This is a genomic window from Solitalea canadensis DSM 3403, from assembly GCF_000242635.2.
GTDB classification, from domain to species: Bacteria; Bacteroidota; Bacteroidia; order Sphingobacteriales; family Sphingobacteriaceae; genus Solitalea; species Solitalea canadensis.
On the sequence record NC_017770.1, the window covers coordinates 3,405,989 to 3,421,975 of the forward strand.

General features: G+C 37.1%; 9 protein-coding genes. 8 read left to right on the top strand and 1 reads right to left on the bottom strand.

The window, feature by feature from the left end:
• Window positions 1-72 precede the first annotated feature (72 nt).
• From bshC to SOLCA_RS14100, 8 genes are all read left to right on the top strand, one after another.
• Window positions 73-1,656: a bacillithiol biosynthesis cysteine-adding enzyme BshC gene (bshC, locus tag SOLCA_RS14065; protein ID WP_014681131.1), complete on the top strand. Its 1,584-nt coding sequence runs from the start codon at window positions 73-75 to the stop codon at window positions 1,654-1,656.
• Window positions 1,657-1,728: 72 nt separating this feature from the next.
• Window positions 1,729-2,829 carry an Ldh family oxidoreductase gene (locus SOLCA_RS14070; RefSeq protein ID WP_014681132.1) on the top strand — a complete coding sequence of 367 codons (1,101 nt, stop codon included), beginning with the start codon at window positions 1,729-1,731 and terminating at the stop codon, window positions 2,827-2,829.
• 139 nt (window positions 2,830-2,968) lie between these two features.
• Entirely contained in the window at window positions 2,969-3,841 is an 873-nt protein-coding gene (locus SOLCA_RS14075) for a prephenate dehydrogenase (RefSeq protein ID WP_014681133.1), read from the top strand.
• Between the two features lie 350 nt (window positions 3,842-4,191).
• Complete coding sequence (gene nirK / locus SOLCA_RS14080) at window positions 4,192-5,622, top strand: copper-containing nitrite reductase (protein WP_014681135.1); 1,431 nt, start codon at window positions 4,192-4,194, stop codon at window positions 5,620-5,622.
• Window position 5,623: 1 nt separating this feature from the next.
• Entirely contained in the window at window positions 5,624-6,382 is a 759-nt protein-coding gene (locus SOLCA_RS14085; protein WP_014681136.1) for a formylglycine-generating enzyme family protein, read from the top strand.
• 51 nt (window positions 6,383-6,433) lie between these two features.
• Complete coding sequence (locus SOLCA_RS14090) at window positions 6,434-7,054, top strand: SCO family protein (protein WP_014681137.1); 621 nt, start codon at window positions 6,434-6,436, stop codon at window positions 7,052-7,054.
• A gap of 198 nt (window positions 7,055-7,252) precedes the next feature.
• Entirely contained in the window at window positions 7,253-13,138 is a 5,886-nt protein-coding gene (locus SOLCA_RS14095; protein WP_014681138.1) for a carboxypeptidase-like regulatory domain-containing protein, read from the top strand.
• Window positions 13,139-13,147: 9 nt separating this feature from the next.
• Window positions 13,148-14,437: an MFS transporter gene (locus tag SOLCA_RS14100; RefSeq protein WP_014681139.1), complete on the top strand. Its 1,290-nt coding sequence runs from the start codon at window positions 13,148-13,150 to the stop codon at window positions 14,435-14,437.
• 104 nt (window positions 14,438-14,541) lie between these two features.
• On the opposite strand, the gene SOLCA_RS14105 is transcribed toward SOLCA_RS14100, so the two are convergent.
• Window positions 14,542-15,936, bottom strand: coding sequence for an MATE family efflux transporter (locus SOLCA_RS14105; RefSeq protein ID WP_245536714.1), 1,395 nt, complete (start codon window positions 15,934-15,936; stop codon window positions 14,542-14,544).
• Between the last annotated feature and the right edge of the window lie 51 nt (window positions 15,937-15,987).

A 15,987-nucleotide genomic window follows, 5' to 3' on the forward strand; every position in this document is an offset into this window, starting at 1 on the left:
ACAAAATAACTAAACAAATCAGCTAATTAACTGTTGGCTGATTTGTTTACTATTATTAACCTGTATCTATAAATGGATTGTACACAGATAAATTACTCTACTACGGGATTTTTTTCAAAAACCCTTACAGATTATCTTTCCAACTCGCCTGCCCTTTCAAAATTTTATAAGTATCAACCTCATATAACTTCTTTCCAGCAAGTAATTGCCGACCGCACTAAATCGCCGATAAATAGAAAGGTTTTGGTTGATATGTTGAAACTGCAATACCAAAGTTTAGGCAGTGGCATTTGGACTGAAAATATTGATGCTCTTTTAAATGCAAATACATATACAGTAACAACTGGTCATCAACTTTGCCTCGGTACCGGACCATTATATTTCATTTACAAAATAATAACTACCATCAATCTTGCTAAAGAGATTGAAATGGCCAATACTGGGATTAAAGTTGTTCCTGTTTACTGGATGGCTACAGAAGATCACGATTTCGAAGAGATCAATCACTTCAGTATCTTCAGTAAAAAGTTAACATGGGAGTTAGAAGCAAAGGGTGCAACCGGACGTTTGTCGACAGAAACCTTGAGTTCTGTTTATGATGAACTAAAAACCATTTTAGGTGATTCAGAACAAGGGCAAAAACTTGCTTCGTTGTTTGAAAAAAGTTATTTAAAACATGGTAATCTTGCTGATGCAACTAGAGCTTTTGTACATGAACTATTTGGTGAATATGGATTGGTGGTCATTGATGCAGATAATCGAGAGTTAAAACGAGAATTTGCATCTGTTATGAAAAAAGACATAACCGAGCAACATAGTTTTAAACTGGTAAATGAAACCATAAAACAATTAGAAGAAGTTGGTGCTAATGTGCAGGTTAAACCGAGAGAAATCAATTTCTTTTACCTTGACGACCAGCTTCGCGAACGTATCGTTTTTGAAAATGGCAAGTACACAGTTTTAAATACCAACATCAACTTTACCCAAGAAGAACTTGAAGGGGAAATTGATAATCATCCTGAAAAATTTAGTCCAAATGTAATCATGCGTCCTTTGTATGAAGAATGTATTTTGCCTAACCTTGCTTACATAGGCGGTGGTGCAGAGGTAAATTACTGGATGGAACTTAAATCAACTTTCGACTTTTATAAGATATTTTTTCCGGTTTTAGTACTTCGTAACTCCGCATTAGTAGTTGACGAAGCTTCAAAAAAGAAACTACAACACCTTAACCTTGACGCAAAGAACCTGTTTACTGATACCAACAAATTAGTTGACTTCTTTGTAAAGCAACAAAGCACCAACGAATTGAATCTGGATGTAGAAGTGCAGAAGATTGAAAAAGCCTTCACTCAAATTGCGTTAAAGGCCCAAAATATCGACCCCACTTTGTTAGGCAGTGTAGAAGCTGAAAAAACTAAGTTTTTCAATTCATTAAAAGGTTTAGAGAGCAAACTGTCTAAAGCTGAAAAGAAAAAATTTGAACAACAAACCAATCAGATTGTTAAAGTAAAGGAGAAGTTATTCCCGAATGGTTCCCTACAAGAGCGCAGCGACAACTTTATGCCGTTTTACTTAAAACAAGGAAATTGTTTTATTGATATGTTACACCAAAAATTTGATCCTTTGGAGTTTAAATTCTCCATTTTCGAGTAAAAAATAAACTTTATCTATTCATTTGTCATTAGTGCAAAAACTTAATGACAGACACAAAAAATAAAAAATAAAATGGCCGAAGTAAGCTACAGTACTTTTGATGTTGAGAGATTACGAACATTTACTATTGATATTTTCTTAAAAATGGGGGTTCCGCTCCATGATGCAGAACTTGCCGCTGATGTATTAATCAAAGCTGATTTACGAGGTATTGATTCACATGGTGTCGCTCGCTTAAGCGGATACGTTCGCTTATGGCAAAAAGGCCGTATCAATCCGACCCCAAATATTCGTATAGTGCATGAAACACCAAGTACTGCAACTATTGATGGAGATGCCGGACTGGGCTTAGTTGTTGCACCAAAAGCCATGCAAATTGCCATTGAAAAAGCTGAAAAAGCTGGCTCTGGCTGGATTTCCGTTAAAAACTCCAATCATTTTGGTATCGCTGCCTATCATGCAATGATGGCTGTTGAAAAAGATATGATTGGCATGTCGATGACAAATGCTTCTCCCCTCGTTGCCCCAACTTTCTCCACAGAAAGAATGCTAGGTACCAACCCGATTTGTTATGCATTTCCAACAGGAAAATATGCGCCTGTGGTAATGGATATGGCCACATCAGCAGCTGCGAATGGCAAATTAGAAATTGCTCAGCGTAAGGATGTGGAAGTTCCTCATGGCTGGATTCAGGATAAAGGCGGAAATGACACTACTGATGCTAACGGTTTAAAAAAAGGAGGTTCACTTTTGCCTCTTGGTAGCGATCGCGATCATGGTAGTCACAAAGGTTTTTGTCTGGGTTCTGTAGTAGATATCTTATCAGCTGTACTTTCTGGCGCAAGCTATGGACCATGGGTTCCTCCTTTCGTTGCTTTCTTAGATCCATTAGATAATCAACCCGGACAAGGCTTAGGTCATTTTTTGGGTGCTATGCGTGTAGACGGTTTCCGTCCGGTTGATGAATTTAAACAGCATATGGACAACTGGGTACATCGTTTTAAAACGGCTGAAACCGCTCCTGGATACGATTCAGTAATCATCCCCGGTGAACCTGAAACAGCAGCAGAGAACGAACGCATAACAGCAGGAATTCCATTAATTTCCTTAGTAGTAGAAGACCTTCGTTGTCTGGCCACAAAAATGGAAGTAACGTTTCCGAAAAGTATATAGACCATAGTCCATGGACCATAGTTGATAGCTTAATTATTGACTATGGTCTATCGACCTTGAACGATGAACTCTGGACTATCGACTCTGGACTATTGACTCTGGACTAACTTTACTACCTTTACGATTCACACAAATTATAATGAAATTAACCGTTATTGGATTGGGTCTGATCGGAGGCTCACTCGCTAAAGATTTACGTTCTAAAGGAATCGCAAAACATATTATTGGTGTTGATAAGAACGAAAAACATTGTGCTGAAGCTAAAGAGCTTGGCATTATTGATGAATATCAACCTCTCGAAAAAGCGGTAAGTGATGCTGACCTTGTTATTGTATCCGTTCCAGTAAATGCAACACTAAAGGTACTTCCTCTGGTTCTGGATGCTATTAATGAGAAGACGGTTGTAATGGATGTAGGTTCTACCAAGTCGGAGATCTGCAAGGTAGTGGAAAACCATCCTAAACGCCGTAATTATGTTGCCAATCATCCGATTGCCGGTACTGAAAACTCAGGACCGTCTGCCGCCATTGATGGTTTGTATGATAAAAAAACAACCATTATTTGCGAAGAAGAAAAATCAGACCCGAAAGCTGTTTTATTAGTAAAGGTTATTCATGAGGCTATCGGCATGCATGTGATTCACATGGGAGCCGAAGAGCACGATCGCCATATTGCTTATGTGTCACATCTTTCGCATGTTATTTCATACGTTTTAGGAAAAACCGTTTTGGAGATTGAAAAAGACGAAACTAACATTTTTGAGTTAGCAGGTTCGGGGTTTGCTTCTACAGCCCGTTTAGCCAAAAGTTCCCCAGAAATGTGGACACCGATCTTTATTCAAAATAAAAAGTCGCTTTTAAAATCGGTAGACGAATACATGAAAAATCTGCAGGATTTTCGTGATCTTATTGCCAACGATGATGAAAGTGCCTTATTCTCTGAAATTGGCAAGATCAATGATATCAGAAGAGTACTGGAAGGACTCGCTTTAAAACGAGCAAAAGGAAATTAAGGATAAAAGAATACAATCACGGAAAGCCGCCAAGTCGCAAAGTTTATTATTCTTTGGGCTTGGCGGTTTTTCTTTTTATCCCCTAATCAATTGTTTTTTGTTTCTGAACGACCTCTATTTAAGTTTAATTTTTTTCCCTTTATGATATAAATCATTTTTTAATGGCTTTATCTGCTTCTATTTTTGCTAAAGTCTTAAGCAAAATCATATTTACCTCTCCTCCTAAAAATATTAAAACCGGAGTATTAAATATTAGAAAACTAAATGAAGATTAAAGCATCCACAATAATTAATAAATTAACATACTTTTTTAGTATTCAATAAACCCAAATACCATAAACTTACCAACTATGAAAATAAAACGACTTAGTATTTTAGTCTTTTCAGTACTATCTGGATTATTAATGACCGAGTGTCAGAACTCAGGTACTAAAGGAACAACAAATGAGACAAGTAAAATTGAAGGTCAGGAAGTTGCCGTCTTAACAGATGCACCAAATGTTCCTCCGCCAATTACAAGGAAACATGCTACTAAAGTAATTGTTAACCTTGAGGTAATCGAAAAGGAAATGGAGCTAATGGACGGTGTTAAATACAATTTTTGGACATTCGGCGGAAGCGTACCTGGTAAATTTATCAGGGTTCGCCAGGGTGACCTAATTGAGTTTCATTTGAAAAACAATCCAAATAATAAGCTACCACACAACATTGATTTACATGCTGTATCAGGACAAGGAGGAGGTGCAGGAGCCACTTTTACAGCACCAGGTCATGAAACTCAGTTTTCATTTACAGCTCTGAATCCGGGTCTGTTCATTTACCATTGTGCCACTGCACCCGTAGGTATGCACATTGGCAATGGTATGTACGGATTAATTTTGGTTGAACCTAAAGAAGGATTACCTAAAGTAGATAAAGAATATTACGTTTGTCAGGGTGAGTTCTATGTGAACGGTAAGTATGGCGAAGCTGGCTTACAGCAGTTTGATATGGAAAAGGCAATCAAAGAAGAAGCAGATTATGTAGTATTTAATGGTAAAGTGGGGGCACTAACCGGAGATAAAGCGTTGAAAGCAAATGTTGGAGACCGTATTCGCTTATTTGTCGGAAACGGTGGACCAAACTTGGTTTCAAGCTTCCATGTTATCGGTGAAATATTTGATAATGTATATGTGGAAGGTGGATCAACTTTGAATCATAATGTACAAACCACATTAATTCCTGCCGGTGGCTCAGCAATTACAGAATTTAAATGTGACGTTCCGGCTAATTTAATCTTGGTTGATCACTCTATATTCCGAACCTTTAATAAAGGTTCTTTGGGCATGATAAAAGTAGAAGGAGCTGAAAATAAAAACATTTACTCCGGCCAACAAGATGATCGCATCTACCAGCCAGAAGGGGCCCCACAGGCAATGCCTGATGAGCCTGCGGTAGCAGCAAAACCATTATCCAAAGCGGAAAAATTAGAACAAGGTAAAGCCATCTATGCAAGTACCTGTCAGGCCTGTCATCAAGCCGATGGTAAAGGTATAGAAAAAGCCTTCCCTCCTCTTGCTGCATCAGATTTCTTTGCAGCTGACCCTAGTCTGTTGTACAAAACAATCGTACAAGGACGCTCAGGGAAAATCAAGGTTAATGGTAAGGAGTATGATGGTGTAATGCCTAAACAAATCTTAAGTGATGCACAGGTAGCTTCAGTTGCTACTTATATCTTGAATAATTTCGGCAACAAAGGAGGCGAAGTTTCCCCTTCTGATGTAGCTAAAGCAAGAAAATAAAATGAGGAATTTCTCCATCATATTGATCTTCTTATTCAGTTATTTATCTGCAATAGGTCAAGGACAGCGTCCAATGGCTAAAGTTAATGGCGGCACTTTTGTGCCGCCGTATTCATTAGACAGCCAAAAGGTAATTGTCAAGCCTTTTATGATGGATGTGTATCCGGTTACGAATGCAGACTTTAAGAAATTCATCCTAAAAAATCAGCAATGGCGAAAAAGCAATATCAAATCTATTTTCGCCGATAAAAATTACCTTCAGCATTGGAATACAGATACTTCATTTGCTGCTAGCCTTGCACTAAGTCCGGTTGTAAATATTTCCTGGTTTGCAGCAAAAAAATATTGTGAATGCGAGGGAAAACGATTGCCTACTGTTGCTGAGTGGGAACTTGCTGCAAAAGCTAGTAAAACAAAACCGGATGCTTCTAAGGATCCTACTTTTAATCAATGGATATTGAGTTGGGTGTCCAAACCAAATTCAAAAACGATGCCTTCTATTGGCTCCACATTTAAGAATTATTTCGGAATTTATGATCTGCATGGTTTAGTTTGGGAATGGACCTATGACTTTAACAGTGCTCTAACTACCGGTGAATCCAGGGAGAATAGCGGATTAGATAATACGCTCTTTTGTGGCGGAGGCTCCTTTTCATCTAAGGATGTAAACAACTATGCGTCCTTTATGCGATTTGCTATGCGGTCAAGTTTAAAAGCAAAGTTTACTGTTTCTAACATTGGCTTTCGGTGCGTGAAGTAATTGCGATTACCGTGACTAATTATTCAGAAACTCAAATAGAATTAAGTTAATATGATTATTAAGATAAACGCCATAATAGCGGGTCTTGTTATTCTTTCTTTAGGAGCCTGTAAAGAATCCAAGGACAAGAGTTGCTGCAAAAAAGACGACGCTAAAGAAAAAGTTACTGAAACGATTATTACACCGGAATCTGTTTTCAATTTAGACTCAAGATGGATAAAGCAGAATAAAGACAGTATATCATTAAAAGATTTATCACCCAAAATTACCATTGCCGCAATGGTTTTTACACATTGTCAATCTGCATGTCCGAGAATAGTAGCAGATATACAACGCATTGAGAAGGCTTTCACGAAAGAGGAGTTGCAACATATACAATTCTTATTAATCAGTATGGACCCGGAAAACGATACTCCGGAACGTTTTGTTGAATTTGGTCATGAATATAAACTGAATGATAATTGGATATGCATTTCTTCTTCTGAGGATGCAACCATGGAATTAGCAAATGTTTTAAACGTAAGAATTAAGAAACTATCAGACGGAGGTTTCGATCACTCCAATGCTATTCATTTAATAGACCATACCGGAACTATTGTATATCAACAAAATGGTTTAGCACAGGAACCAACTGAAATTATTGCAAAGACCCGAAACCTAATTAAATTATAGCTATCAAAATCACACAAAGCCACAAAGGCGCAAAGAATTACTTTAAACTTTGCGTCTTAGCGGCTTTGCGATTAATATCCCTCTTCTTTCCCTTTTACCCTCATTAAAATAAATGTTTAGCAACTATTTCGTATTTAGAATAGTATAACTATTAGTTAGCAGATCATTATAATTAAGCATCTTATACTTTCATTTTTAATGCGTTTTTACATCATACCTTTAGTCGTTATTCTACTTTTATTTAATTGTGAATATTTACTTGCACAGAAAAGACTATCAGCAAGTAGCAGAAGCAGTGCACATACACTTGTTTTCAAGCTCAATAATGAGCAGTTGCAGCGACTTAAAAAAGTAAAAACCAAGAAACGAACTCCATTCGATGAAACATTCCTAGGTAAGCCAGTTGACTCCTTTTTAACCAGTAGGGGTTTAAACAAACAATTGAATCCGGGAACTTATGCATTTGTAAATGCTAAATTCCAGTACCTTAATTATTCATTGGTTCAGGTAGCTAATGTTCAGCCCTACTTATTTAATGGCAAAAAGGAATTCGTTCTGCGATTAACGAGTCCTGGTAATTTAACTGAAATAACTAATGCAGAAGTTTCTTTAAATAATAAGCGTATTCCCTTTGATTCAAAGAACCAGTCTTACAGCAGGAGGTTGAACAAAACGCATGGGTTATTAAAAATAATCCATGAAGGCATTCCTAACTTTTTTAACATTCAAGGGCCTAATAAGATAAAGCCCTATTCCTATTATTCTCCTTCTTTCATCACCCGTAATGTGGTAAATCCATTTAAGAAACACATCTGGAATCCTATCACAAAAAAAAGATATAGATATGACGATGATATAAACTTCCTAAAAATGCACACAGGCTATCTGGTAGTTAGTAAGCCTAAATATCGACCAAACGATACGGTAAAATTTAAAGCCTTTATTACCGATAAAAAAGGAAATCCGATAAGCGATAACCGAGTTATTGTAAAGGTGGGAGTTCGATATGATGAGTATGATGAATTAAGGATTTTAGGAACAACAACTGCTTACCGGAAAGGTGCATTTGAGTTTAAATTTGTACTTACAGATTCTTTAGATCTTGATCTGGATGATCAGCAATTTATCTACCTTGAAAAGTTTAGCGAGAAAGCTAAAACAGTAAGTGAGGATGAGGATGATGACTATTATGAACTTTCCCATAAAAAGTTCTTCATAAAAGGTGAATTTGAATATGAAGATTATGAATTGAAAGACCTTAGTTTTTCGGCACATGCAGAAAAACGATTCCAAATTGGAGAACCAGTTGCATTGTACATGAAAGCTGTTGACGAGAATGACATGACTGTTCCGGATGGAAAAGTTAAAATTCTTATAAAAACCTTAAATGTTTCAAATCTGAGTTCGAAAAATCATTTTATTCCTGATACATTGTGGTCGCACACCCAAACACTTGATCCGGTTGGAGAAACTCGTATTGAAGTCCCTGCGGATAAATTCCCAGAGGGTGACTTTTATGGACAAGCTACAATTGAGTTTACCAATAGTGACAATCAGCGCTTTGATCGTTCTTTATCATTTGAACGAATACAAAAGGTTTGTAAACTTGTTACGAAGTGTGATAATGATACGATAAAACTTTCCTGGTTAATAAGAAACAAAGAAAATAATGTAACAGCTACAGTTACAGGATTTTCAAATGATGGCGACACTATTTCAACCACACCGTATCAGATTCCAGGAGCATTTAAGATAAATTCTGCTGTAAGTTTTTATAGCGTGAAAGTTGATTCGTCCGAAGAAAAAATTCTTGTAGCTGATCTGCTAAAGGAGCCCACGATTTCAGCCCAAAGAACTGGAGATTCTCTATTCGTTTTTATTGATAATCCTCAAAAGCATGAGTTCCATTATTCAATTCTTGCTAACAAGAAAATAATTGCTCAGGGAAAATCTTCTGAATTTTCTTTGGCAACATCAATTCATACACCAAAGAATTGTAAAATACTGTTACATTATTTCTGGGGCGGAGAACCAAAGATCATTAGCCGGGATGTCCCAGCATTAAAAAAGAGGCTTAATATTCAAACCAATTTACCAGCCCTTGTTTATCCAGGACAAAAATTGGATGTTGAAGTAACAGTGAATGATGCAAACAATAAACCAGTCGAAGAAGCTGATCTTACAGCATATGGATTTACCTCTAAATTTAAGGAAAATTCAACACCCTTTGTGCCTTACTTTGGAAAACAGTATTTCTCTTATCAGCCTATTCCTCCTTCATCAGTAGAAACTACAAATGAAAGTGGCAATCTTCTGATTAATTGGAAACGCTGGGCAAAAGAATTAAACCTTGATACGATTGAATATTATCGTTTTTTAAATACTCCTTCTGTTTATAAGAATATTGAAACAACCCATGACGGCACCTCGCAATTAGCTCCTTTCACAGTTAAAAAAGGGCAGATAACACCAGTACATATTCTATATGTAGATGAAATACCTGTTTATTTTAGCAAAACAACTCAGTTAAACCGTTATAGCTTTAACGTCGGATCGGGCTATCATTCCATCAGATTAAGAACCAGCAGTAAAATGATACGGCTTGACTCTGTTTTTGTTCCTGCAAGCGCTAAGCTAATTTTGAGCATTAACATTGATAGTTTAAGGTCGTTTAAAAACACTAAGGTTATATCTGTTACTGATACGCTAACCGATTATGAAAGTAAATTATTGAATAAATACCTTATCGTTGTCGACAATAATTTCAATTCAAACCCTGCTTGGATAGATAATTGTAATCGCATTTTCTTCCTTAATCCAATTTTTAATAAGAAACAGCCGGCTATTCTGGCAGGTCCTTTAAATGGATTGGGTGCAAAGTTTAACTTATACAAAAAGTTTGATCGCCATTTTTCAATAGAACCTGATTATACCTACACGTTTGAGTCTGACTTGTTAAAAATGAAATCTATTGAAAGAAAGTTTCCTTTTAGCAATAAACTAGATTCAATACCTTTTGAACCTGATTTTGAAGAATTTGAGGTAACAAAAACGGAGATAGACAGCCTATGGCAATACTATCTTGATATGAGATCTCATACAACACCGTTATTTCAAAACGCAAATCTACCTTACAATGCGTCAGCAACTTTACAGATTAATTTAGGTAAACAGGAAAACGGAGTTATTCCTTTTGTAAAAAACATTATCCTGTACAATTACACTAATCCTGATTTTATTCGGTTCTATCCGGGCAATCGGCTTAATATTGGCCGGCTTGAAGCTGGTGAATACCGTATTTTCTTTCTACTCAAAGAAAACAGGTATTTTATGATTGAAAATGTAATTATCAAGCCAAATGGGTTTAATTTTATAACTACCGGAACTGTAAAGCCATTAAAACGAGATTCCACAAGTTTAAAAATTGCCCGGTTAATTGAATCGAAAGACAATGACAAAGCGCTTTCCTACTATGATAATACAAAAAAACAGATAAGCGAGGCTTTTAATGAATCATATTTCAGCAATAAACAACTAACCAGAAGTATCTCAGGACTAGTAGTTGATGAAACGGATCAAGGCCCCTTACCAGGTGTATCCATCCGGGTTAAAGGAACGCCATACGGTACAATGTCAGATGCCAACGGCCACTTCTATCTCCGGATACCTCCTAATGGAACATTACTGGTAACTTTTGTAGGTTATCAAACGCAGGAAATACCTATAGATAATAGTTCTTTTATTAATGTAACCATGCATGCTGATCTCAAAATGCTTCAAGAGGTTGTTGTTACAGGCTATGGCGTACAGCAGCAAAAAAAATCATTGTCGTTATCTGATGTCCAAATGGAAGGTTCCTTTCAGGGAAAAGTTGCAGGAATAGCGGTTGGTTCTTCTAACACTATAAGGATTAGAGGCCTGTCAAGTATATCTGGCAATGCATCTCCTATGATATTGGTCGATGGCTTACCATTCTCCGGTAAGCAAAGCGATATCGATCCTAATACAATTCAGGAGGTAAAGCTAATTAATGGAGAAGAAGCTATTAAACTATACGGGGCTATGGCTTCCTCGGGTGTTATATTAATTACAACTCAAAAACCATCAAATAACACCCACTCTGAAAATAGTGTGGCAACTGCCTCAGTTGGTTTAAGAAAAAACTTTTCAGATGAAGCATTTTGGCAACCTCATTTAACTACTGATAAAAATGGCAAGGCGAAATTTAAGATGACAATGCCGGATGACATTTCTAAATGGAATACGTATGTTATAGGAATGGGCGGCAACAAACTGACCGGTTTTCTAGAGAAATCGATTAAATCATTTAAATCTTTAACCGCATCATTAGCAGTACCTCGTTTTGCTATTGAAGGTGATAGTATTAATATTCTAGGCAAAATCAGTAATTACACATTTGATGAAACTACTGTAGAGAGAAGAATAAGCCTGAATGGGAAAGCGCCTTTTACAAAAACAATTAAAGTAGTTAATGCCTTTATTGATACCATTCCTATAATGGTAAATACAAAAGATAGCATCAATGTTTTATATAGTCTTGTACAAAGCTCTACAGACTACAGTGATGGGGAAGAACGAAAAATACCTGTATACGATCAGGGTGTCAAAGAAACCAATGGCGTTTTTTATGCATTGGAGGGTGATACAAGTATTCATATCAAACTTAAACCAGACGGTGGTAAAATTACTTTTAGAGCAGAAGCTTCTGCTTTACCCGTATTATTAAGTGAAGCGAAGCACATCAGAAACTATGAATACTACTGTAATGAACAGTTAGCATCAAAACTAAAAGCGTTAATAGTCGAGAAAAAAATAAAGACATTATTAAAAGAACCCTTTGATGGAGATAAAGACATAAACGAAATCATCAAAAAATTAAACGCAAATCAACAACCTACTGGCCATTGGGGATGGTGGCCTAATTCAGCTGATCAATCCTGGATTACGAATCATGTTGTAGGTGCCCTTAATGACGCCAAAAAAGCGGGATTTAAAGCTGATAATTTTAACAAACAGGGTCTTATCGATGAGTTAATGTATAGATTTACCAGAGAATCTGTTGAAGAAAAGATCAGAACGGTAAAACTATTACAAGCATTAGAGGCCAAACCCGATTTCAATAGAATGATTAGCCAAATTGAGGATAGCATAAGTACGATGAAGTTTAAACCGAGTGATTATACTTTATTGAACTTAATGCACATTAAGCAATCCTTGGGTTTAAAAGTTGATATAGAAGTCTTAAAGCAAAAGCATAAATCAACTATGTTTGGCAACTGGTACTGGGGCAACAATGGCTATCATATGTTTAACAATAGCATACAGGAAACACTCTTAAGTTATAAAATATTGAAATCTGCCAATACAGATGATCACCTACTAACTAAAATAAGAAACTACTTTTTTGAACAGCGTAAAGATGGAAAATGGCGAAATACTTATGAATCGTCATTGATACTTGAAACGCTTCTGCCTGATCTGTTAAAAGACTCTAGCAGTTTAAAGCCTGTTAAACTTGTACTCAATGGCAATAAAAATGAAACTGTTGAGAAGTTCCCTTATGAAACTTCTTATGAACCATCTGCAACAATTACAGTAAATAAAACCGGAACTTTACCTGCTTACATAACGGCTTATCAGCAAAACTGGAATAAAAATCCGATGAAATCAAACAAAGACTTTGAAGTAAGGACGTGGTTTGAAAAAAACAACAAAGAGATCAGCTTCCTCGCTGCAGGAGATAAGGTTGTTTTACAAGCAGTGGTTAAAGTTAAAGCAGATGCTGAATATGTGATGATTGAGATTCCTATTCCGTCCGGCTGTTCTTATGGCGATAAAGAAAACTATAGTTATTACAGGAATTCTTCAGAAACGCATCGCGAATACCTTAAAAATAAAGTTTCTATCTTTTGTACAAAACTTACACAAGGTACTTACACCTATACAATCAATTTAATCCCTCGTTTCGGTGGTCGGTATATTCTAAATCCGGCAAAAGCCGAAATGATGTATTTCCCAGTGTTTTTTGGACGCGAAGAGATGAAAAAAGTTGACATTAAATAACCAAAAATTATGAATTACGTGTTACGAGCTGCTATTTTAAAACTCGTAACACGTAACTCGCAATTAATAAATATCTTTGCGGCTCAAACCACCCATTTTTTCATGCAGTTGCAATCAGAGCGAGAGCCCTCTATTTATACATTTAACTTTATTTTAGTTTGTTTAAGTTCCTTTCTGTTCTCAGCAAGTTTTAATATGCTGATTCCCGAGCTTCCTGCTTATTTAAGCAGTTTAGGTGGAGCTCAGTACAAAGGATTGATCATCGCATTATTTACACTTACTGCAGGTATTTCGAGGCCTTTCAGCGGAAAGCTGACTGATAAGATCGGAAGAGTCCCCGTAATGGCAATTGGTTCCTTGGTGTGCTTTGTTTGCGGCTTTTTGTATCCTGTTCTTACATCAGTAGCAGGATTTCTTTTTTTACGACTTATACACGGATTCTCTACAGGTTTTAAACCCACCGCAACTGCTGCTTATGTAGCCGACTTGATCCCTCCTAATCGTTGGGGCGAAGCTTTGGGGTTTCATGGATTGTGTTTCAGTACCGGAATGGCCATCGGTCCGGCTATTGGAAGTGCCATTACAAGTGCTTATTCCATCAACGTTCTCTTCTACATTTCATCCGTATTCGCATTTCTTTCAATCGGCATACTGCTTAACATGAAGGAATCACTGAAAAAGAAAGAAAGATTTCAGTTTTCATTCCTTAAGATCAGCAAAGATGAAATATTAGAAAAGTCAGCAATGCCTGTATTCTGGGTTACATTGTTGAGTTATTTAGCTTATGGGGCCATTGTTACCTTGGTTCCCGACTGGACGGAACACTTAGGAATAAAAAATAAAGGTTTATTCTTTACTGTATTTACCATAGCCTCTTTGGTGGTTCGATTCCTGGCTGGTAAAGTTTCGGATAAATATGGTCGAATACCTGTTATGAAAGTTTCTCTGGTTATTTATGTTGTTTCTTTAATCTGGATTGCCAGTATACATACTGTTTGGGGTTGGTTGTCGGGGGCCGTTTTATATGGAATTGCTGCAGGAATGTTATCCCCTGCAGTTTCAGCATGGGCAGTAGAATTAGGTCCAGCTCATTTAAGAGGAAGATCTGTTGCCACCATGTACATTGCGTTGGAAATTGGCATTGGCTTAGGTGCCTTCTTTGCAGGATGGATCTTCCAGGATATTATCAAAAATGTGCCGTTGGTATTTTATTTATCAGCAATTGGAAACTTACTAGCTCTGGTTTATCTGCTGTTTATTTATAAACCGGGCGCTGTAATCCAAAAAGAAATTATATAGATAGATTTTCAGTGTCATGCTGACGAAGGAAGCATCCCTTTGTTAAAAGCTCGTATTGAAAAGGTCCTTCGTTCCTCAGGATGACACCTAAATCAATCTTTTCCTTAAATCTTAACCGTCTTCCAATTCCCTCTCCGGAAAACAAGTATCGCAGCTGTCGCTAATAAGGACTCTGCTACAGCAATCGCAATAAATACTCCTTTAGGGCCCATATTTAAGTGTACCGCCATCAAATAAGCGATCGGAATTTGAATTGCCCAAAATCCGAACAAGTTCAAAATAGTAGGAGTTTTCGTATCTCCTGCCCCATTAAATGATGAACTGATCACCATTCCGTAAGCATAGAAGATGTAACCCAAACACACATACTGCAGACATTGCTTCCCGTACATAATAATGCCCGGATCATGTGTAAATAAACTGATTACCCTCTCGGCTGTAAAGAGAAATAAAATCCCTAACGATCCTAAAAATAGCATGTTAAAAAACGCTGTTCTCCAAACTGATCGCTCGGCTCTGTCAGGGAAACCGGCACCCAGATTTTGTCCGACCAATGTGGCAGCTGCATTCGCCATTCCCCAGGCAGGCATGATGGCAAAAATTACTACACGAATAGCAATTGTATAGCCAGCTAGTGCCTCACTTCCAAACATGGAAATAATACGAACTAGGAAAATCCAGCTTGCAGAAGCGATCAAAAACTGACCAGCACCTCCTGCTGCTACTTTTAGTAAACGACTAACAATATCAAATCGAATTGCAATATTATCTAAGTGCATTTTTATGATTCCTTTGCCTTTGAACAAGTGATAGACCTGGTAACAGACACCGATGCTACGTCCAATAGTTGTTGCAATTGCTGCCCCTGTTACCCCGAAAGCCGGAATAGGTCCTAATCCAAAGATTAATATCGGACCTAACATAATATTAGCAATATTGGCAATCCAGAGTGAACGCATTGCCAAAGAAGCATCTCCAGCCCCTCTAAAAATTCCATTGATAAGAAATAGCAGTGTGATCGAAAAGTTGCCACCAAACATTATGCGAGTGTATAAATGACCTTCTTCAATTATGGCAGGAGATGCTCCCATTAATCGAAGAATATCCTCAGCAAATATGACTCCCGTTATACTGACAATAGCCGATAATCCTAATGCAATATAAATTGCCTGCAAGGCGGCTGCAGAAGCAGATTTCTCATCCTTTTCTCCTATCCGACGTGCAATCATTGCTGTCGCAGCCATACTTAACCCCATTGCAAGTGAATAAATGATCGTCAGCACAGATTCTGTTAATCCAACAGTTGCGACCGCATTTTTGCCAACTTTGCTCACAAAAAACACATCAACCACTGCAAACAATGATTCCATAGCCATTTCCAAAACCATAGGAACAGATAGCATTAAGATGGCCTTATCAATACTACCTGTGGTGAACTCTGTTTCGGTACCTTTTACAGCTTTCTTCACCAATGAAAAAAACGTACGTATTTTATGCATAAACGTCATAAAAACAAGAAAATAAACTAATTAAATAAGATAAATAGAAGC